Source organism: Stenotrophomonas sp. T8, assembly GCF_051853085.1.
Taxonomy (GTDB): Bacteria; Pseudomonadota; Gammaproteobacteria; order Xanthomonadales; family Xanthomonadaceae; genus Stenotrophomonas; species Stenotrophomonas sepilia.
In genome coordinates this window covers 741,701-761,422 of sequence record NZ_CP195329.1, presented here as the reverse complement: position 1 = coordinate 761,422, position 19,722 = coordinate 741,701, and the positions used below count along the sequence as shown (strand labels likewise).

Here is a 19,722-nt window from a genome sequence, read left to right as displayed (position 1 = left end):
CTCCCTGTCGTCGCGCTGTCTGCGCTTCGGCCTTCGCCGTTTCCCGATCCACGCCACTACCCAAAGCCATGACCCACATCACGTCCCGCAAGCACGCCCCGCGCGTTTCCCTGCTCGCCACCGCCACCCTGGCCGCAGGCTTCGCGCCGCTGGCCGCGCAGGCTGCCGACAGCGCTGATGCCGCATCCAGCAAGGCCACCGACCTGGACAAGGTGCAGGTGCGCGGCAGCTGGTTCAATCCGTCCTCGCCGAAGTTCACCGCCGAACTGCTGGACACCCCCAAGTCAGTGTCGATCGTGTCGGAGAAGCTGATCGCCGAAACCGGTGCGACCAACCTGCAGGATGCGCTGCGCATGGTGCCGGGCATCACCTTCGGTGCCGGCGAAGGCGGCAACCCGACCGGCGACCGCCCCTTCATCCGTGGCTTCGATTCGCAGAGCAACGTCTTCGTCGACGGCCTGCGCGACGTCGGCTCGCAGACCCGCGAGATCTTCGATCTGGAGCAGGTGGAAGTGGTCAAGGGCCCGAGCTCGGCCTACGGTGGCCGTGATTCCGGTGGTGGCAGCCTGAACCTGGTGAGCAAGACGCCGAAGCTGAAGAACGAGACCAACGCCAGCATGGGCATCGGTACCGACAGCTACGCACGCGGCACCGTGGACGCCAACTACGTCCTGGGCGACGGCATCGCCGCGCGCCTGAACCTGATGAAGCACGAATCGGACATCGCTGGCCGCGACGCCGCCAATGTCAGCCGCTGGGGCATCGCGCCGTCGATCGCATTCGGCCTGAACGGCCCGGCGCAGCTGATCGCCAGCCACTACCACATGCAGAGCGATGACCTGCCGGACGCCGGTGGTTTCCCCTACGGCAACCCGAACGGTGCGCCGGCCTCGAAGTGGGTCGACGGCCGCCCGATGGTGCCGGACCGCAACAACTACTACGGCCTGGTCGACCGTGACTTCCAGCGCACCCGTGCCGACATCAGCACGCTGGATGCCAGCTACGATTTCGGCGGCCACAAGCTGCGCAACATCGCGCGCCTGGGCAACACCAGCAACGATTACCTGTGGACCCAGCCGGACGACAGCCAGGGCAACCCGAACAACTACGGCACCTTGTGGCGCCGTACCAACGCCCGCGCCGTCGACGTCAAGAGCTTCGCCGACCAGCTGGGCCTGACCGGTGTCTTCCAGACCGGCGCGCTCAAGCACAGCTACAGCGCTGGCGTGGAGTACAGCGACGAGAAGATGACCCGCGGCAGCTATCTGATGACCCCGGGCACCAGCAACCCGCTCACCGGCAACAGCAAGTGCCCGACCACCGGCGCGGCCACCGGCTACAACTGCACCGATTTCGCCAATCCGGATCCGCGCGATCCGTGGGCAGCCACCCATTCGGTGTACCGCAGCGACAAGGCACTGGACGTCGAGCAGCGCACCAGGACCACCTCGGCCTACGTGTTCGACACCATCGAGCTCAATGAGCAGTGGATGATCAACCTCGGCCTGCGCTACGACGACTTCCGCACCACCCTGACCACCCCGGTGGCCGGCAAGGCACCGACCCGCGTGCGCAACAGCAACGACTTCCTGAACTACCAGGCCGGTGTGGTGTTCAAGCCGGCCGCCAACGGCAGCATCTACCTGTCGTGGGGCACCTCCTCGACCCCGCCGGGCATGGACGGTGGTGACGGTTCGGACGGCCTGAGCGCCGCCGTGGCCGACCTCAAGCCGCAGGACACGAAGAACCTCGAACTGGGCACCAAGTGGGACCTGTTCGACCAGCGCCTGAACCTGACCGCAGCGATCTTCCACACCGTGATGAACAACGCACGCGTGACGGTCGACAACGGCACCAGCCAGAACGCCGGCAAGAAGGAGATCAACGGCTTCGAACTGGGCTTCACCGGCCAGCTGACCGACGCCTGGAGCCTGTACGGCGGCTACACCTACCTGGACTCGGAACTGAAGGACAACGGTTTCGTCTGTGGCGCACCGGTGGGCCGCACCTGCCCGTCCAACGTGTACGTGCCGTCGCCGTACAACGGCAACGTGTTCCCGAACACTGCCAAGCACAGCGCCAACCTGTGGACCACCTACCGCTTCCCGATCGGCCTGACCCTCGGCGCCGGCGCGTTCTACTCGGACAAGCAGTACGGTGATGTCGCCAACACCAAGTGGATCCCGAGCTACACCCGCTTCGACGCGATGGCCAGCTACGCGATCCAGGACAACATCAGCCTGCAGCTCAACGTGCAGAACCTGACCGACAAGACCTACTTCACCAAGGCCTATGCCTCGCACTACGCGAGCATCGCCCCGGGTCGCTCGGCCACTCTGGCACTGAACGTCAAGTTCTGATGTAACCGCGCTCCACCACGGCGGCAGGCGCTCCTGCCGCCGTTTTTGTTTCCGGCGATACTCACCCCATGGCAACCCGTACCCCCATCGACAGCGACGCCCTGGCCGAGCTGCTCCAGCACGATCCACAGGCTGCGTTCGCACGCGTGCGCGACGCCGCACAGGCCGGGCAGGTCGAGGCGCAGCTGCTGCTCGCGCAGATGCACATGGAAGGTAAAGGCACCGCGCAGGACGCCTCGGCTGCGCTGCTCTGGTACGAAACCGCCGCCAACAACGGCGCGCCGATGGCGATGAACATGCTCGGCCGCTGCCATGAGCTGGGCCAGGGCACCACGCCCGATCCCACGCTGGCCGCGGTGTGGTACCGGCGCGCGGCCGACACCGGGCTGGACTGGGGCCTGTACAACCTGGCCAACCTGCTGGCCACCGGCCGCGGCGTGCCCCAGGACCGCGCGCAGGCACTGGCCCTGTACACCCGTGCCGCGCACCTGGGCCATGCCAAATCGATGAACCTGCTGGCCCGCCACCTTGAAGACGGCCTGGAGATCGAGCGCGATCCGCAGGCCGCCCTGGGCTGGTACCGGCGCGCGGCCGAGACCGGCGATTTCCGCGGCCAGGCCAACTACGCCTCGATCCTGCTGCACGCCGGCCAGGTCGAGCAGGCCGTGCACTGGCTACGGCTCGCCCTGGCGCACGGCAGCCCGGCGTTCATGGCGCACATCGTGCCGGAACTGGCCGCGTCGCCGCATCCGCAGGTGCGCGCCCTGGTCGCACCGCCGTCCCTCTGAGGAGCCCCGCATGCTGCTGCACATCCCCGACATTCTCAGCGCCGACCAGGTGGCCGACTTCCGCCGCCGACTGGATGCCGCCGACTGGACCGATGGCCGCGAGACCGTCGGCCATCTGGGCGCGCAGGCCAAGCACAACCAGCAGCTGCCCGAGGCCTCGCCGCTACGCCGCGAACTGGGCGAGATCATCCTCGTCGCGCTGGCCCGGCACCCGCTGTTCTTCAGCGCCGCGCTGCCGCTGAAGTACCTGCCGCCGCGCTTCAACCGCTACAGCGGTGGCGGCGCCTATGGCTACCACGTCGATGGTGCGGTGATGAACCTGGCCAATGGCGAGCAGCTGCGCTCGGACATCTCCTGCACCTTGTTCCTGTCCGCGCCCGAGGAGTACGAAGGCGGCGAGCTGATCATCGGCGACACCTACGGCGAGCACGAAGTGAAGCTGCCGGCCGGCGACCTGGTCGTGTACCCGTCCAGCAGCCTGCACCAGGTGCGGCCGGTTACCCGTGGCGCACGCGTGGCTTCTTTCTTCTGGGTGCAGAGCATGATCCGCGACGACGTGCAGCGCCGCCTGTTGTGGGAAATGGATGGCTCGATCGAGCGCCTGCGGCAGACCGGCGGCGACGCCGAGGCGATCCTGCAGCTGACCGGCGTGTACCACAACCTTTTGCGGCGCTGGAGCGAAGTCTGAGCCTTGCCGGGCCGGCCTGCGGCATTTTGGCAATCATTCTCATTTGCAACAGCTAACGGCTCTCATTACAATCACGCCCCGTTGATGCCGGCCGCTGCCGGCAGACCCTTGGGGACCCCTGCGTGCTGCGTCCGCTTCGCCCTCGCCCACTCATCCATCGCAAGATGGGCACCGCCATGCGCGGCCAGCGTCCGGCGCTGGCCAGCCTGCTGGCATGGGTGGCGATGCTGGCGTTGCTGCTGGGCACCCTGCCACTGCTGCCACAGGCCCAGGCCGGAATGGCCATGCAGATGCCGCTGGAAGAGCGCGGTGGCGAAAGCCCCCTGCAGGAAGAGGCGCCGGCCAAGCTGCGCCGCTGTGCCGCCACCCCGGTGAAAGCGGCCGAGCAGGCACACCCGCCGTTGCTGCTGGCCAGCCACTGGCTGCGCACTGAACTCGAACTCGTACCCGCCACGCCGGCCATGCCCGGCGTGCGCCCGGACTGGCCGCTGGCCGCTCCGGACACGCCCTGGGCCGATGCGCCCGGGCGCCGCCAGCAACGCGGCCAGGCGCCGCCGCTCGCCTGATCCACGGCCTGGCGTGACCGCCTGCGCGGTCGCGCCTGCACGCCGCTGTCTGCTTCATCCCTGCCGCCCCTGACCGGGCCTTCCGTGCCTGCCGCGCCCTTCGCGCACGGCATCGCGCCACCCTGCATCCTTCGAGGTAACTGCCATGGCCCAGCGCCATCGTGTCCGTTCGTCCCTGTCCCGTACCCTGCTGACCAGCGCCGTGCTGGCGGCTTTCGCCAGCCCCGCCTTCGCCCACGGTGACGCCGCCGGCGCACCGCAGACGCTGGACAAGGTGGTGGTCACTGCCTCCGGCTTCGAACAGAAGGTGATCGATGCCCCGGCCAGCATCAGCGTGGTCAGCCGCGAGGAACTGAGCAAGCGCCCGTATACCAGCCTGGTCGACGCCCTGCGCGACGTCGAAGGCATCGACGTGGGCCTGGAAGCGACCGACAAGAACGGCCGCGCCACCGTGTCGATGCGCGGCCTGCCGTCCGAGTACACCCTGGTGCTGATCGACGGCCGTCGCCAGAGCAATGTCGGCCAGATCTACCCGAACAACTTCGGTGGCGGCCAGTTCGCCTACCTGCCGCCACTGGAGGCGATCGAACGCATCGAAGTCGTGCGCGGGCCGATGTCCACGCTGTACGGCTCGGACGCGATGGGCGGCGTCATCAACATCATCACCCGCCGCAACCAGGACAGCTGGCACGGCTCGGTGACCCAAGGCTTCACCGTGCAGCAGGACGACCAGTTCGGCGATGCGCGCACCACCGACCTCTACCTCAGCGGCCCACTGCTGAAGGATCGCCTCAGCCTGGCGGTACGCGGCAGCTACTACGATGCCAAGGCCTCGAACCCGGAATGGGGTGCACTGACCCTTCCCGACGGTACGCCGTGGGAGCGCAGCATCGGCTTCGGCGGTGGCGGCAAGTCGGTCGCCAACACCAACTGGAACACCGGTGTGCGCCTGGACTTCCGCATCAACGACGATCACGAACTGTGGCTGGACTACGACGTGTCGCGGCAGAAATACGACAACAGCGAAGGCCAGACCGGCACCCTCGACAGCCTGGCCAGCCTGTGGCGCGTCGGCAATGCGATCATTCCCAACCCGAACGGCAGCGGCACCGTCACCCGTCGCGTGGTGCAGCCGCGCGTGGGCTACACCGCCTACCAGCGCTACGAGCGCGATCAGCTGTCGCTGACCCACCAGGGCCGCTACGGCTTCGGCACCTGGCAGACCTCACTGACCCACAGCAAGAGCAACAACCTGGGTCGTTCGCTGCCGCTGACCCTGGACGAGCGTGCCAACCTGCAGACGCTGTGGAATGACGTCTGCCGCCGCACTGGCGCCGCCAACCACTGTGCGGCCAGCCGAGGCAACGCCCTGGCCGCCCTCAACCCGAGTGAGACGGCGCGCCTGCAGGCGTTCCTGCCGCGCCCGCTGCGCAGCATGGAACTGGAAGGCTACGTGCTCGACACGATGCTCGACCTGGACTTCGGCGCGCACAAGCTGACGGTGGGTGGCCAGTACAACAACACTGACATGGTCGACGGTGTGTTTGGCATGGATGGCGCCGGCTACCGCAGCAACGTCAAGCAGAAACACCGCATGTGGGCGCTGTTTGCCGAGGACAACTGGGCGCTGACCGACACCCTCACCGCCACCTTCGGCCTGCGCTACGACGACCACAACGTGTTCGGCAGCCACGTCAGCCCGCGTGGCTACCTGGTGTGGAACGCCAGCGATGCGTGGACCTTCAAGGGCGGCGTCAGCACCGGCTACAAGACCCCGCGACCGGACCAGCTGTTCCCGGGCATCACCGGCTTCGGTGGCCAGGGCGTGCTGCCATTGGTCGGTTCGCCGAACCTGAAGCCTGAAACCAGCACCAACTACGAGCTGGCCGCCTACTACGAGGGCCAGCGCTGGGGCTTCAACGTCACCGGCTTCTTCAACACGTTCGAAGACAAGATCGCCAGCGGCGGCACCTTCCCCAACTGCGAAGTGGCGCGCGCCGGCAGCGGCTACTGCGTGGACATCGGCCCGGGCTGGGCCGCACTGGGCTACAGCACCTTCACCCAGAGCGTGAACATCGACAAGGCTGAAACGCGGGGTGCCGAACTGGCCGCCCACGTCGACCTGCTCGACACCCTGCAGCTGCGCGGCAACTACACCTGGACCAGGAGCGAGCAGACCAGTGGCGCACAGAAGGGGCTGCCGATCAGCGGCACCATGCCGGCAAAACACATGGCCAACGCCAGCCTCAACTGGCAGATCAATGAAGCGGTCAGCCTGTCGCTGATCGGCGAGGGCCGCTACGACCGCTACCGCGACACGCTGCTGGACGCCAACGGCGCCAGCCACACCCGCTACTACGAGGACTACACGATCTTCCATCTCGGTGGCAGCTGGAAGGCCACGCCCTGGCTGACGGTGAACGCACGGGTCAACAACCTGCTCGACAAGGATTTCGTCTCGCAGTCGTGCCTGTTGATCAGCCAGAGCGAGTTCAACTGCGTGGACGACTATGCGACCAAGGACCAGCGGCGCAGCTACTGGATTTCGCTGAACGCGAAGTTCTGATCGCCGCGCCCTGCTCCTGCTCCACGCATGGCGTGGATCTACCGATCGGTAGTGCCGGCCGCTGGCCGGCATCCCGAAATAGCTCCGGGATACAGAACGACACGCAATTGCGAGCTATTCTCATCAATGATGTAATGGGCAGTCCCCGTCCGCCTCGAACCGTGCCGTGAGCCGTCCCGCCCTTTCCACCGTGCAGCAGCAACAGAACCGTGGCTTCTGGCTGCGGACGCTGCACCAGTGGCACTGGATCAGCTCGGCGGTGTGCCTGATCGGCATGCTGCTGTTCGCGGTGACCGGCCTGACTCTCAACCATGCCGCGAAGATCGAGGCCAAGCCCGAGGTGCAGAACCAGCATCTGGAACTGCCGGCCGCGCTGCTGGGCCAGCTGGGCACGCGCGAGGACGGCAACGCGCCGATTCCGCGCCCGGCCCGGCACTGGCTGGACACGCAGCTGGGCATCGCCATCGGTGGCCGCCCGGCCGAGTGGTCGGCCGAGGAGATCTACCTGTCGCTGCCGCGCCCCGGTGGCGACGCCTGGCTGAGCATCGACCGCGAAACCGGCGCGGTGGAGTACGAATCGACCTCGCGCGGCGTGGTCTCCTACCTCAACGACCTGCACAAGGGCCGCAACGCAGGCCCCGCATGGGGCTGGTTCCTGGACCTGTTCGCCGTGGCCTGCCTGGTGTTCTGCATCACCGGCCTGTTCCTGCTGCACCTGCATGCGCGGCAACGGCGCATGACCTGGCCGCTGGTCGGCCTCGGCCTGATGATCCCGCTGTTGATCGCCCTGCTGCTGATCCACTGACTTCCACCGTGAATTCCATCCGTTCCTCCGGAGCCGCCCCATGCGCGTCACCCTGACCATCGCCCTCAGCGGCCTGCTGGCCACCTCGCCGGCCTATGCCACCACCCTCGACATCAACGTCGAAGTGCCCAAGCTCAACGTGGCCGAGTACCACCGCCCGTATGTGGCGGTGTGGCTGGAAGGCGCCGACCAGAAGGTCGCGGCCAACCTGTCGGTCTGGTACCAGCAGACCAGCAACAGCGAGGGCCACGGCACCAAGTGGCTGCCCGACCTGCGCCAGTGGTGGCGCAAGAGTGGCCGTACCCTGCAGGTGCCGGTGGACGGCGTGACCGGCCCGACCCGCCCGGCCGGCAAGCACACACTGTCGTTCAGCGACAGGCAGCCGGCACTGAAGCAGCTGGCCCCGGGCAACTACACCCTGGTGGTGGAGGCGGTGCGCGAAGTCGGCGGCCGCGAACTGCTGAAGATCCCCTTCACCTGGCCGGCCACCGCCGCGCAGAGCGGCAAGGCGCAGGGCGCCACCGAACTGGGTCAGGTCACCCTGTCCGTCAAACCCTGAAAAGGGGACGGAGGGGATTAAGTCGTAATCCCCTTCTCCTTGCCGCATCACCCCGCATCCACTGGAGTCTTCCGCATGAAGCGCACGCTCGTCCTCGCCGCCGCCCTGGCCGCTGCCCTTCCCTTCTCCGCCCTGGCCCACAAGGCCTGGCTGCTGCCCTCGCAGACCGTGATCGCCGGCAACGCACCGTGGATCACCGTCGACGGTGCGGTCTCCAACGACCTGTTCTACTTCAACCACGTGCCGCTGCGACTGGAATCGCTGGTGATCACCGCGCCGGACGGCAGCACCGTGCAGCCGCAGAACGCGACCACCGGCAAGTACCGCAGCGTGTTCGACATCGAACTGAAGCAGGCGGGCACCTACCGCATCGCCTCGGTCAATGACGGCCTGTTCGCCACCTACGAGCAGAACGGCGAGCGCAAGCGCTGGCGCGGCAGCGTGGCGACCCTTGGCGAACTGCCCAAGGACGCGAAGAAGCTGGAACTGAGCCAGTCGATCGGCCGCGTGGAGACCTTCGTCACCAACGGTGCACCGAACGATACCGCGCTGAAGCCGACCAACCGGGGTATCGAGCTGGTCGCTGTCGGCCACCCGAACGACCTGTTCGCCGGCGAGGAAGCCACCTTCCGCGTGCTGGTCGATGGCAAGCCGACCGCTGGCCTGGAGTTCGAGATCGTGCGGGGCGCCACCCGCTACCGCAACGCACAGGACGAACTGAAGCTCACCAGCGACGCCAAGGGCGAGATCAAGGTGACCTGGCCGGAAGCCGGCATGTACTGGCTGGAAACCGGCACCGAAGACAACAAGACCTCGGTGAAGCAGGCCGCCAAGCGCCGCCTGAGCTACGTCGCCACGCTGGAAGTGCTGCCGCAGTGATGTGGACCACGATGCCGGGCACACCCCGGCATCGCCGCCACGACGCATCACCATGACTGATCCCCAGCTCGACATCGCCCGCCTCGGCGGCACCACCATGGGCACCACCTGGAGCGTGTCGCTGGTCGCGCCGCGCCAGCGCGACCTGCATCCACTGCATGCCGGCATCCAGGCGCGGCTGGATGCGGTGGTGGCGCAGATGAGCACATGGGAGCCCGGCTCGAACCTGAGTCGCTACAACCGCGCCAACGCTGGCCAATGGTGCGTGCTGCCGGCCGAGACCCGCCACGTTCTGGCCTGCGCACACGCCATCGCTGCCGCCAGTGACGGCGCCTTTGACCCCACCATCGGTCCGCTGGTTGCGCTGTGGGGCTTCGGTGCACACGCCGGCGAACGCCGCCCGCCCGACGACGCTACCCTGCAGGCCACGCGTGAGCGTTGCGGTTGGCGGCGCCTGCAGTGGCAGGGCGATGCGCTGCTGCAACCGGGTGGACTGGAACTGGATCTCTCGGCGATCGCCAAGGGCTTCGGCGTCGATCACGTTACGGCTTGGCTGCGTGAGCAAGGCATTGCGGCAGCGCTGATTGAAGTCGGCGGCGAGCTGGCCGGCTACGGCCGCAAACCGGATGGCCATCCCTGGCGCGTGCTGGTGGAATCCGCACCCGAAGAAGACGCGCACAGCGAAACACCACTGCGGGTGCTGGCGTTGGATGGCAAGGCGGTCGCCACCTCCGGCGATCGCTGGCATCAGTACCAGGCCGATGGCGAGGTCTACAGCCACAGCCTCGACCCGCGCAGCGGCAGGCCGGTGCGCCAGGTCGCCGCAGCGGTCACCGTGGTGGCAGACGACGCGATGCATGCTGATGCCTGGGCCACCGCACTGACCGTCCTTGGTCGCGAACAGGGCATGGCACTGGCCGAGCGCGAAGGCCTGGCTGCACGCTACCTGCAGCGTGCAGCGGACGGCGCGCGGGAGTTCCTTAGCAGCGCCTTCCAGCGCCTGCTCGACGAGCAGGATGCATGAGCACCCGGCCGTCACGCGCCTGGCTCGGCAACGCCCTGGTCCTGCTTCTGCTGGCGCTGATCGGTTCGGCGTTGCTGCGCCTGCATCTCGGCGAAGCCTGGTGGCAGGGCGCGCCACCGATTCGACACTCGCAGATCGCGGCACTCGCCACGGCCTTGTATGCGCTGGCCTGCGCTGCACTGTGGTGGCGTGGGCGCGCGCGCGACGATGCCGCAACCGGAGACACCGCGCCCCTCCTGCTGGTCTGGTCCAGCCAGACCGGCTTTGCCCGCGAGCTGGCCGAACGCAGTGCCGAAGCCCTGCGCGGCGCCGGCATGCCGGTGCGCGTGCGCGGTCTGCACGACGTCGACGCCGCCTTGCTGGCCGACAGCCAGCGCGCGCTGTTCATCGCCAGCACCACCGGCGAGGGCGATCCGCCTGACCACGCGCTGCCGTTCCTGCGCGATGTCATGGTCTCGCCGCCTTCACTGCAGCACCTGCAGTACGGCGTGCTCGCACTGGGCGACCGCAGCTATGGCCACTTCTGCGGATTCGGCCACCAGCTTGACCAATGGCTGCGCCAGCATGGCGCGCATCCACTGTTCGATGCGATCGAAGTCGACAACGCCGATCCGGCGGCGCTGCGTCATTGGCAGCAGTTGCTGGGGCAACTCGGCGGCGGCGCCAGTGAACTACCCGACTGGAGCCCGGCCGCGTACCAGCCGTGGACGCTGCTGCAGCGCGAGCATCTGAACCCGGGCAGCCCCGGCGGTCCGGTGTACTGGTTGCGCCTGCAGCCACCGGCCGGCGCAGAGGCGCAGTGGCAGGCCGGCGACATCGCCGAGATCGGCCCGCAGCATGCGTCGCACACCGTGCGTGCCTGGCTGGACGCACAGCGCTTCGATGCGGACAGGGTGCTGGATGACGGGCAGACGTTGCTGACACGCGTCGCGCGCTCGCACCTGCCTTCATTGGTTCCCCCGGGTGATCTGCCCGCATTGCTGGCGACCCTGCAGCCGCTGCCGCATCGCGAGTACTCCATCGCCTCGGTGATGGCCGACGGCGCGGTGGAGCTGCTGCTGCGTCGCCAGCTGCGCGCGGACGGCACGCCTGGCATCGGCAGCGGCTGGCTGTGCGACCACGCGGTCATCGGCGAGCCGGTGCAGCTGCGCCTGCGCCGTAACGACAATTTACACGGCGTCGCCGCCGAGGTACCGCTGCTGCTGATCGGCAACGGCACCGGCATCGCCGGCCTGCGCGCCCACCTGCACGAACGTGCCCAGCAGGGCGCACGCCGCACCTGGCTGCTGTTCGGTGAGCGCACCGCCGCACACGACTTCCATTTCGGCGACGAGCTGCAGGCAATGCTGGCGAGCGGAACGCTGGCGCGGCTGGATGCTGTGTTCAGCCGCGATGGCGGTGCGCATCGCTACGTGCAGGACCGGCTGCTGGCCGAAGCAACAACGCTGCGGCAGTGGGTGGATGACGGCGCGACGATCCTGGTCTGCGGCAGCCTGCAGGGCATGGCCCCGGCCGTGGATGGGGTGATCGAGCAGGTGCTGGGTGCCGCAGGCAAGGAAGCGCTGCTGCTGGCCGGTCGTTACCGGCGCGATGTGTATTGAGGTTGCCCCATCCACGCATGGCGTGGATCTACAGCGGGTTCGAGCCGCCTTCTGGTGGGTGCGAACCTTGGTTCGCACCATGACGCGGTGTCGGTGGCCCCATCCACGCATGACGTGGATCTACTGAACGGCGTCAATGCGTGCGAACCGCCTCCTGGTGGGTGCGAACCTTGGTTCGCACCATGGCGCGGTGTCGGTGGCCCCATCCACGCATCGCGTGGATCTACTGAACGGCGTCGATGCGTGCGAACTGCCCCTTGGTGGGTGCGAACCTTGGTTCGCACCATGGCGCGGTGTCGGTGGCCCCATCCACGCATGGCGTGGATCTACTGAACGGCGTCAATGCGTGCGAACCTTGGTTCGCACCATGGCGCGATGTCGGAGGCCCCATCCACGCATGGCGTGGATCTACTGAACGGCGTCAATGCGTGCGAACTGCCTCCTGATGGGTGCGAACCTTGGTTCGCACCATGACGCGGTGTCGGTGGCGCCATCCACGCATGGCGTGGATCTACTGAACGGCGTGTCCGGGCAGCGTGGCAATCGCACACCCGTAGATCCACGCCATGCGTGGATAGCGCCCACCGGCGCCGAGGAATCATCCCGCCGCCGCACTGACCCGGATCGCCAGCAACTCGCCCCCGCCCTGCAACGCATGCCTTTGCCGTTCACCGGCCGCCAACCACGCGGTATCGCCAGCGTGCATCGGCGGCAGACCGCTGTCAGCCCCAAATTCGGCATGACCGGCCAACAGGTAAAGCGCCCAGGCCACGCCTGGTTCGCAGAAGAAGAACATCGAGCCCACCAGCGGCCGATGCAGGAGTTCGGCCTGCAGCAGGTCGCGCTTCCACATCAGGTTGAAGTCGTGGGTGGTGCCGTCGACCAGTTCGCCGTGCAGCGTTTCCTCGCCCGCAAAGCGCACGCGCCCATGCGGCGGCAGGACTTCGGCCACGCGGCCATCCTCGAAGCGCAGGCGCACGCCATTGCCCTGCAGCAGCACCAGCTCGCGCTCCACGCCGGGAAACGCGGAGAACGCCGCGTCCAGCTCGATCTCGGCCACCGACAGGCGCAGCGCCCAGTCGTCGCCCTGCGCAGGCAGGCGCAGGATCTCGCGCGTCCAGCCCAGGCCGTTGCGCCAGCGTTCGCGGCGGTAGTCCAGGCGGGAGATGACCTGGCTCGGAGTGTGCAGCAGGGAGTCGACGTTCATCAGCGCATTGCATCACGCCGCGCGCCATCGTGCATCACCGCGTGGCCAGCGTGCCCTGGCCGCCGCACCCGCCGGCCAGCAGCTGCGAGTGTTTCAACCAGTCCTGGTCGGGGTAATAGGCGAACACCATCGTGCCGCCACGCAACGCATCGATCAGTGGCTTGGCCACCGACAGGCGCACCGCCGGACAGCCCAGGCTGCGGCCCAGCCGCCCCTGCAGCTGCGCGGTGGCCGGGTTCACATATGGCGCGCCGTGGATGACGATCGCGCGTTCGCGCGCGCGGTCATTGAAGCCCGGTTCCAGCCCGGCCAGGCGCAGCGAATACCCGTTGCCGCCCATGTAGGTCTCCTGCGCGGTGAACGCGCCGAGGCTGGACATGAAACTGCCATCGCGGTTGGAGAAGTGCTCGGTGCGGTTCTCGCCGCTGTTGCGGCCATGCGCCACCCATTCCTCGAACAGCAGGCGCTGGTGGGCCAGGTCGAACACCCACAGGCGCGGCTCGGTGGACGGCCGCGAGTAATCGATAACGCTCAGTCGATCACCGTTGATGCCAAGCTCCGGCCGCTGCAACGCACAGCGCATGGCGTGCGCCGCCAGCTGCAACACGTGGCGGTCGGCCTTGGGCGCACTGCGCGACAGCAAGGCAGCCAGATCATCGGCACTGGTGGCGAGGGCGGGCGTCTGTGCCAGCGCCGGGGCGCTGGCCGAGGTCGCCAGCAGGCCGAACGCGGCCAGCCGGCACAGGCGGGATGCAGTCATGGGCACAACGAAGGGACTCAGTTGCCCTTGAGGGTGGACCCTGGCGGCTCGGATTCCAAGACCGGCTGCATTCCGGATTCAGCCGGGCTTGGGCGGACCGCCGGCAGCGAGGTCACCAGCAGGGTCGTGCCTGGCACCAGCACCCGGTACAGCTGGCGGGCGAACTCGGCCGGCAGCGCCATCGGCAGCGAGGGCGTGGCCAGCAGGTCCGGCGTGGCCTGGGCACGGTCCTGGCCCAGCAACGGGTAGGCCGTCCACTGGTGCAGGCGCTGGTTCGCGTCCAGCGGGCTGGGCGTATCGCTGTAACCCTGCCCCATCACGAACAGGGTGGTGCCCTGGAAGGCCGGCAGCGCGTCGGCCTTCAGCGGCGACTCGCCGATCATCACGCCATCGCGCAGCACGTACAGGCGCTGGTCGTGCAGGCTGACCAGGATGCCGACCTGCCCGGCCGGCGCCGCGCTGTCATTCCACCACGCCTGCGCCGGCGCCCCGCCCTCTGCCTCCGGCAGGGCCTGGCCGCGGGCATTGACCGGCGCCAGCACCGACGGATAGGCCAGGGTCATCGGCGAGCTTTTGGCATCGGCCACCACCACCGTGTCGCCGCGCTGGGTTTCGCGGAACAGCTTCTGCGCGAAGGCCTGCGGCAGGCGTACGCAGCCGTGCGAGGCCGGATGCCCGGGCAGGCTGCCGCCATGCAGGGCGATGCCATCCCAGGTCAGCCGCTGCATGTACGGCATCGGCGCGCTGTTGTAGAGGTTGGACCTGTGGTCCTTGTCCTTCTGCAGGATGGTGAACACGCCGGTCGGTGTCTCGTGCCCGGCCTTGCCCGAGCTGATCGTGGTCAGGCCGATGGCAATACCGTTGCGGTAGACGTAGGCACGCTGCTCATCGAGGCTGACCACCAGCACGATCGGGCCGGTCGGCGAGATTTCCGGATGCCACAGGTATTCGCCCGGCTTCAGGTCGGTCGGCCCGCGCACCTCGGCGGTGCCGGCGGTGGCAGCTGCGGGCTTGGCAGCCGGTGTCGTCGCAGCGGCATGGGCCAGCAGCGGCAGGGCCAGTGCAAGGGCGAGCATCAGGGTCGTGGGGCGGTGCGGAAGCATCCAGCGGGGGTCCTTTCCATGCAGAGCGGCCAACGTACACCATCGGCCCGTGGTGGCCGCGGCAAAACCAGGCGCCGGAAATGAAACTGCCCGGCGACACAGCCATGTGTCGTACCGGGCAATCGTTACGTCCTTGTCGGCCTGCTGCCGCCCCCTCGCATCCTGCGCTGTGGGGGTAGCGTTGCATCCTGCACGCGGCCGCGTCTGTCCTGTTTGTATCTCAGCCCCTTCCACAGGTCTGTGATGCCACCATCCTGGTGATTGGTGCCGCGTCCTGCGGCGGTCGGTGGTCACGGCCTTCCTGTCCGCGACCGGTGAACCAGCCTCCTGCCGGTTCCGACGATTCCTGCTGTCAGCGCCTGGGTACGGTCCGCACCGGTACCGATCCGGGTACCGGATCCGCCGGCAACAACCTGTTGCCTACGGTGATCCGCTGTCGATTCCGTTCGACGATCGCTTTCCCTATCCCCTTCACCTGCGCCAGGTCCTCGACGCGATGAAACGGGCCGTGTCTGCGCCGGTGCTCGACGATCGCCTCGGCCTTGGCGGCCCCGACCATCGTCAATCCCTGCTGCAGCGCCTGGGCATCGGCGCGGTTGATGTCGATCGGTTCGGCGGCATGCGCCCCAGCGATCCCCACTACCAGCACCAGTGCCCTCAACACGACACTCCAAGGCACGACGTGTATCTCCCTGTGATTCTGGCCGCCCCGACCGGCAATCCCGTCGGCAGGAACAGTGTCCGTCACCACATGTGCACAGCCTATCGGTTTCCCGGATTTCCGTAAGCCAGCCAAATACCCGACGTGATGTAGGAAAAACCCTACCCGTGGCACAGGCGTAGAATGGCCGGATCAGCCCATGCAACCGGAGTTTCAGATGGACAGCGCCAAGCTCGGCCAATTCGTCAATGACAAGTGGGACAGCGAAATCGTCCCGCAGTTGGTCGACTACATCCGCATTCCCAACAAGTCGCCGATGTTCGACGCCAATTGGGTGCAGAACGGCTATATGGAACAGGCGGTCACCCTGATGGAGAACTGGGCCAGGGCCCAGCAGCTGCCCGGCCTGAAGGTTGAAGTGGTGCGCCTGGAAGGCCGTACGCCGCTGATCTTCCTGGAAATTCCAGCGACCGGCGCCGAAACCGGCGACGACACCATCCTGCTCTACGGCCATCTGGACAAGCAGCCGGAAATGACTGGCTGGGATGACGATCTCGGCCCGTGGACGCCGGTCCTTCGCGGCGACAAGCTGTATGGCCGCGGCGGTGCGGACGACGGCTACGCCATCTTCGGCTCGCTGGCCGCCGTGCTGGCGCTGCAGGCCCAAGGCCTGCCGCACGCCCGCTGCGTGGTGCTGATCGAGGCCTGCGAAGAGTCCGGCAGCTACGACCTGCCGGCCTACGTCGACCACCTGGCCGAGCGGATCGGCAAGCCCTCGCTGGTGGTCTGCCTGGATTCGGGCTGCGCCAACTACGACCAGCTGTGGTGCACCACCTCGCTGCGCGGCCTGACCGGCGGCAACTTCACCGTGAAGGTGCTCAACGAAGGCGTGCATTCCGGCGATGCCTCCGGCGTGGTGCCGTCCAGCTTCCGCCTGCTGCGCCAGCTGCTGTCGCGCATCGAGGACCAGGACACCGGCCGTATCCTGATCGACGGCATGAACGTGGAAATTCCGGCCGAACGGCTGGAACAGGCCAGGCGCGCGGCCGAAGTGGTGGATACCGAGATCTTCGAGAAGTTCCCCATGGTCGACGGCCTGCGTCCGATGAACGAGGACCTGACCGAGCTGGTGCTCAACCGCACCTGGCGCCCGGCGCTGTCGGTCACCGGCGTGGGCGGCATGCCGCCGCTGGAATCGGCCGGCAACGTGCTGCGCCCGCAGACCTCGGTGAAGCTGTCGCTGCGCCTGCCGCCGACCGCCGATGGCAAGGCCTGCGGCGAGCTGCTGAAGGAAGCGCTGCTGCGCGACCCGCCGAACGGCGCGCAGGTCACCCTGGACCTGGAAAAGGCCTCCACTGGCTGGAACGCCCCGGCCATGGCGCCGTGGCTGACCCAGGCCATCGACGATGCCAGCCAGGCCTTCTTCGGCAAGCCGGCAATGTACATGGGCGAAGGCGGCTCGATCCCGTTCATGGGCATGCTCGGTGAGAAGTTCCCGGGTGCGCAGTTCATGATCACCGGCGTGCTCGGCCCGCACTCCAATGCGCACGGCCCGAACGAGTTCCTGCACATCCCGATGGGCAAGAAGGTCACCGCCTGCGTGTCCAAGGTGATCAGCGAGCACTACGCCGCCAGCCTGCGTGGCGAGACCAGCGGTTCGCCGGTGGCTGCCGACAGCGGCACCCGCCACGGCGACCACGGCTGCTGCTGATCCGGCACCGGTGACGGACGCAGCCTGGCCTTGCTAGGCTGCGTCCACACTCAAGCGGAATCCGCGCGCATGAATGGTCTGTTCGGCAGCAGCAGCTGGTTGTACATCCTGCTGGTCGGCTTCTTCGTCGGCCTGCTCGGGCGTTTCTTCATGCCCGGCAACAACCGCATGGGCTGCCTGCTGACCATCGTGCTGGGCATCCTCGGTGCACTGCTGGCCGGTTGGTTCGGCCAGTACATGGGCTGGTACGCCCCCGGCGAACCGGCCGGTTTCCTCGGTGCGGTGGTGGGCGCGGTGGCCGTGCTGGCCGTCCTGCGCCTGTTCAGCGGCCGCCGCTGACCCCGTCCCTCCTTCCCCTCCTGTTCCCGACGTTGGCGCGCCCAGCGCCCCCGGATATGCCCGCATGACCGAACCCGCCTCCGATCCCCAGCGCAGCGCGCGGCGCCTGCAGTGGGCCCGTACCCAGCTCGACGATGCCAGCGCGGTGGTCGAGCGCGCTTCGGTCGATGCCGGCATGCGCAGCTACTGGCGTACCACCAGCACCCGTGGCAGCCACATCGTGATGGACGCCCCACCGGGGCTGGAAGATCCGCGGCCGTGGCTGCGCATGCGCGGCCTGCTGCACGACAACGGCCTGCGCGTGCCCGCACTGTTGGCGCAGGACCTGGAGGCCGGCTTCCTGCTGCTGGAAGATCTCGGCGGCCCGACCCTGGCCAGGATCCTCGACGAGCGCAATGCCGATGAATGGTTCGGCCGCTCGATCGAACAGCTGCTGCGCCTGCAGGCGATTCCGGTACCGGCCGACTTCGGCCAGTTCGGCGAAGCGCTGCTGCAGCGCGATGCCGGCCTGTTCGACGAATGGTTCCTGCAGCGGCACCTGAACCTGGAACTGGACTGCGGTGAGCTCGAGGGGCTGCAGCTGGTGCATCGCCGGTTGATGGACAACGCGCTGGGCCAGGCCCAGCTGATGACCCACCGCGATTACATGCCGCGCAACCTGATGCCGGTCGACGACGGCCCCGCGGTGCTGGATTTCCAGGACCTGGTGCGTGGCCCGATCGCCTACGACGCGGTGAGCCTGTTCAAGGACGCCTTCCTGAGCTGGCCGCTGCAGCGCGTTGACGCGTGGCTGGCGCAGTACCACGAACGCGCGCGCGACGCCGGCCTGCCGGTGCCCGACCGCGCCACCTTCCTACGCGATGCCGACTGGATGGGCATCCAGCGCCACGTGAAGATCCTCGGCCTGTTCTGCCGCCTGCGCTACCGCGACAACAAGGGCCATTACCTGGACGACGCACCGCGCTTCATCGGCTATCTGGATGAAGTGCTGCCACGCTATCGCGAGCTGGCGCCTCTGCAGCAGCTGCTGGAAAACCGCATCAAGCCGGCGCTGGCCGAACTGGGCGCACCGATGCGCGTGGCCCGATGAAGGCGTTGGTCTTTGCCGCCGGGCTCGGCGAGCGCATGCGCCCGCTGACCCTGCACACACCCAAGCCGCTGCTGGAAGTGGCCGGCAAGCCACTGATCGTCTGGCACCTGGAGCGCCTGGCAGCGCTCGGCGTGCGCGAGGTGGTGGTCAACACCGCGTGGCTGGCCGAGCAGTTCCCGGCGACGCTGGGTGATGGCAGCCAGTGGGGCCTGCGCCTGCATTTCCTTTACGAAGGGCAGACCCCGCTGGAAACCGGCGGCGGCATCCTCAATGCACTGCCGGTGCTGGGCGATGCCCCGTTCCTGGTGGTGAACGGCGATATCTGGACCGATTTCGATTTCGCCACGCTGCCGCGCGAGCCGCAGGGCCAGGCACATCTGGTGCTGGTCGACAATCCGGTTCAGCACCCGAACGGTGACTATCGGCTGGATGCACAGGGCCTGCTGCACCACGACCGCGCAGGGCCATGCCTGACCTATGCCGGCATCGGCGTGTACCGCCCCTCGATCGTGGCCGACTGGCGCGCGGTGATCGGCGATGCGCCGGGCAGCGAGCGGCTGCCGCCGAGGTTCTCGGTGGTGCCGCTGCAGAAGCATTTCATGGCGCAGGGGTTGATGACGGGGCAGCACCATCGGGGGCGTTGGACCGATGTCGGGACCGTGGATCGCCTGCGCGCGCTGGATGTGGAGCTGGCGGCGAACGGCTGAGCCCCTCGTGGCTGGACGCCCACGGAAGAAAGGAAAGAAAAGCAAAAGCGGGTCGCTTCGCTGCGCTTGCTCCGGTGACGACCAACGGTCGTCACCCACCAACAGCAGTCAACAGTCAGCAGTGCAGTACGCAGTCCCGGCAGATCGCGGGAACCTGTCGAAGGCGGGGTGGCTCAGGTTGCGGGGGACGGCGCAAGTACGTCCATGTAGCCTCGATCGCGCCATCCATGGCGCTCACGCCCCCGCAACCTGAGCCACCCCGCCTCCCCTCAGGAAGCCAGCCTTTGACGTTGACGTTGCTTCTGCGG

At 67.8% G+C, this 19,722-nt stretch carries 18 protein-coding genes; 14 read left to right on the top strand and 4 right to left on the bottom strand.

Annotated elements, in window-relative coordinates; all coding sequences use genetic code 11:
• The first annotated feature begins 68 nt into the window (after nucleotides 1-68).
• The 10 genes from ACSDHM_RS03615 to ACSDHM_RS03570 all read left to right on the top strand — a co-directional run bounded on the left by ACSDHM_RS03615 (nucleotide 69) and on the right by ACSDHM_RS03570 (nucleotide 11,836).
• On the top strand, nucleotides 69-2,360 hold the full coding sequence (locus ACSDHM_RS03615) for a TonB-dependent receptor (RefSeq protein WP_439426662.1): 2,292 nt from the start codon (nucleotides 69-71) through the stop codon (nucleotides 2,358-2,360).
• A 68-nt stretch (nucleotides 2,361-2,428) separates the two neighbouring features.
• Complete coding sequence (locus ACSDHM_RS03610) at nucleotides 2,429-3,148, top strand: tetratricopeptide repeat protein (protein ID WP_072168620.1); 720 nt, start codon at nucleotides 2,429-2,431, stop codon at nucleotides 3,146-3,148.
• Nucleotides 3,149-3,158: 10 nt separating this feature from the next.
• The gene (locus tag ACSDHM_RS03605) at nucleotides 3,159-3,836 is read left to right on the top strand and encodes a Fe2+-dependent dioxygenase (protein ID WP_088496722.1); all 678 of its coding nucleotides are present in this window, start codon (nucleotides 3,159-3,161) and stop codon (nucleotides 3,834-3,836) included.
• Between the two features lie 164 nt (nucleotides 3,837-4,000).
• Entirely contained in the window at nucleotides 4,001-4,402 is a 402-nt protein-coding gene (locus ACSDHM_RS03600) for a hypothetical protein (RefSeq protein ID WP_053496847.1), read from the top strand.
• Between the two features lie 145 nt (nucleotides 4,403-4,547).
• Nucleotides 4,548-6,968, top strand: coding sequence for a TonB-dependent receptor domain-containing protein (locus tag ACSDHM_RS03595; protein WP_439426661.1), 2,421 nt, complete (start codon nucleotides 4,548-4,550; stop codon nucleotides 6,966-6,968).
• 166 nt (nucleotides 6,969-7,134) lie between these two features.
• Nucleotides 7,135-7,773 (top strand): PepSY-associated TM helix domain-containing protein, encoded by a 639-nt coding sequence (locus tag ACSDHM_RS03590; RefSeq protein ID WP_069139011.1) that lies wholly within the window; start codon nucleotides 7,135-7,137, stop codon nucleotides 7,771-7,773.
• 40 nt (nucleotides 7,774-7,813) lie between these two features.
• Entirely contained in the window at nucleotides 7,814-8,332 is a 519-nt protein-coding gene (locus ACSDHM_RS03585) for a DUF2271 domain-containing protein (RefSeq protein ID WP_151355064.1), read from the top strand.
• A gap of 75 nt (nucleotides 8,333-8,407) precedes the next feature.
• Nucleotides 8,408-9,211: a DUF4198 domain-containing protein gene (locus ACSDHM_RS03580; RefSeq protein WP_088496718.1), complete on the top strand. Its 804-nt coding sequence runs from the start codon at nucleotides 8,408-8,410 to the stop codon at nucleotides 9,209-9,211.
• A 52-nt stretch (nucleotides 9,212-9,263) separates the two neighbouring features.
• Nucleotides 9,264-10,235: an FAD:protein FMN transferase gene (locus ACSDHM_RS03575; RefSeq protein ID WP_111007906.1), complete on the top strand. Its 972-nt coding sequence runs from the start codon at nucleotides 9,264-9,266 to the stop codon at nucleotides 10,233-10,235.
• A complete protein-coding gene (locus ACSDHM_RS03570; protein ID WP_439426660.1) occupies nucleotides 10,232-11,836 on the top strand; it encodes a sulfite reductase subunit alpha in 1,605 nt (534 codons plus the stop codon). The genes ACSDHM_RS03575 and ACSDHM_RS03570 overlap by 4 nt, the downstream gene beginning before the upstream one ends.
• 598 nt (nucleotides 11,837-12,434) lie before the next feature.
• Here the strand turns inward: ACSDHM_RS03570 and ACSDHM_RS03565 are convergent.
• The 4 genes from ACSDHM_RS03565 to ACSDHM_RS03550 form a co-directional block, all read right to left on the bottom strand.
• Nucleotides 12,435-13,043, bottom strand: coding sequence for a HutD/Ves family protein (locus ACSDHM_RS03565; RefSeq protein ID WP_088496716.1), 609 nt, complete (start codon nucleotides 13,041-13,043; stop codon nucleotides 12,435-12,437).
• Between the two features lie 34 nt (nucleotides 13,044-13,077).
• Nucleotides 13,078-13,803 (bottom strand): murein L,D-transpeptidase catalytic domain family protein, encoded by a 726-nt coding sequence (locus ACSDHM_RS03560; RefSeq protein ID WP_069139006.1) that lies wholly within the window; start codon nucleotides 13,801-13,803, stop codon nucleotides 13,078-13,080.
• Between the two features lie 17 nt (nucleotides 13,804-13,820).
• Nucleotides 13,821-14,906: a L,D-transpeptidase gene (locus tag ACSDHM_RS03555; RefSeq protein ID WP_111007882.1), complete on the bottom strand. Its 1,086-nt coding sequence runs from the start codon at nucleotides 14,904-14,906 to the stop codon at nucleotides 13,821-13,823.
• Nucleotides 14,907-15,258: 352 nt separating this feature from the next.
• The gene (locus tag ACSDHM_RS03550; protein ID WP_032953992.1) at nucleotides 15,259-15,585 is read right to left on the bottom strand and encodes a ComEA family DNA-binding protein; all 327 of its coding nucleotides are present in this window, start codon (nucleotides 15,583-15,585) and stop codon (nucleotides 15,259-15,261) included.
• Nucleotides 15,586-15,784: 199 nt separating this feature from the next.
• On the opposite strand from ACSDHM_RS03550, the gene ACSDHM_RS03545 reads away from it, so the two are divergent.
• From ACSDHM_RS03545 to murU, 4 genes are all read left to right on the top strand, one after another.
• On the top strand, nucleotides 15,785-17,278 hold the full coding sequence (locus tag ACSDHM_RS03545; RefSeq protein ID WP_072168610.1) for a M20 family metallopeptidase: 1,494 nt from the start codon (nucleotides 15,785-15,787) through the stop codon (nucleotides 17,276-17,278).
• Nucleotides 17,279-17,347: 69 nt separating this feature from the next.
• A complete protein-coding gene (locus ACSDHM_RS03540; RefSeq protein WP_005415577.1) occupies nucleotides 17,348-17,617 on the top strand; it encodes a GlsB/YeaQ/YmgE family stress response membrane protein in 270 nt (89 codons plus the stop codon).
• A 64-nt stretch (nucleotides 17,618-17,681) separates the two neighbouring features.
• The gene (locus tag ACSDHM_RS03535; protein WP_072168609.1) at nucleotides 17,682-18,707 is read left to right on the top strand and encodes an aminoglycoside phosphotransferase family protein; all 1,026 of its coding nucleotides are present in this window, start codon (nucleotides 17,682-17,684) and stop codon (nucleotides 18,705-18,707) included.
• Nucleotides 18,704-19,414: an N-acetylmuramate alpha-1-phosphate uridylyltransferase MurU gene (murU, locus tag ACSDHM_RS03530; protein WP_072168608.1), complete on the top strand. Its 711-nt coding sequence runs from the start codon at nucleotides 18,704-18,706 to the stop codon at nucleotides 19,412-19,414. Before ACSDHM_RS03535 ends, murU begins: the two co-directional genes overlap by 4 nt.
• Nucleotides 19,415-19,722: the final 308 nt, after the last annotated feature.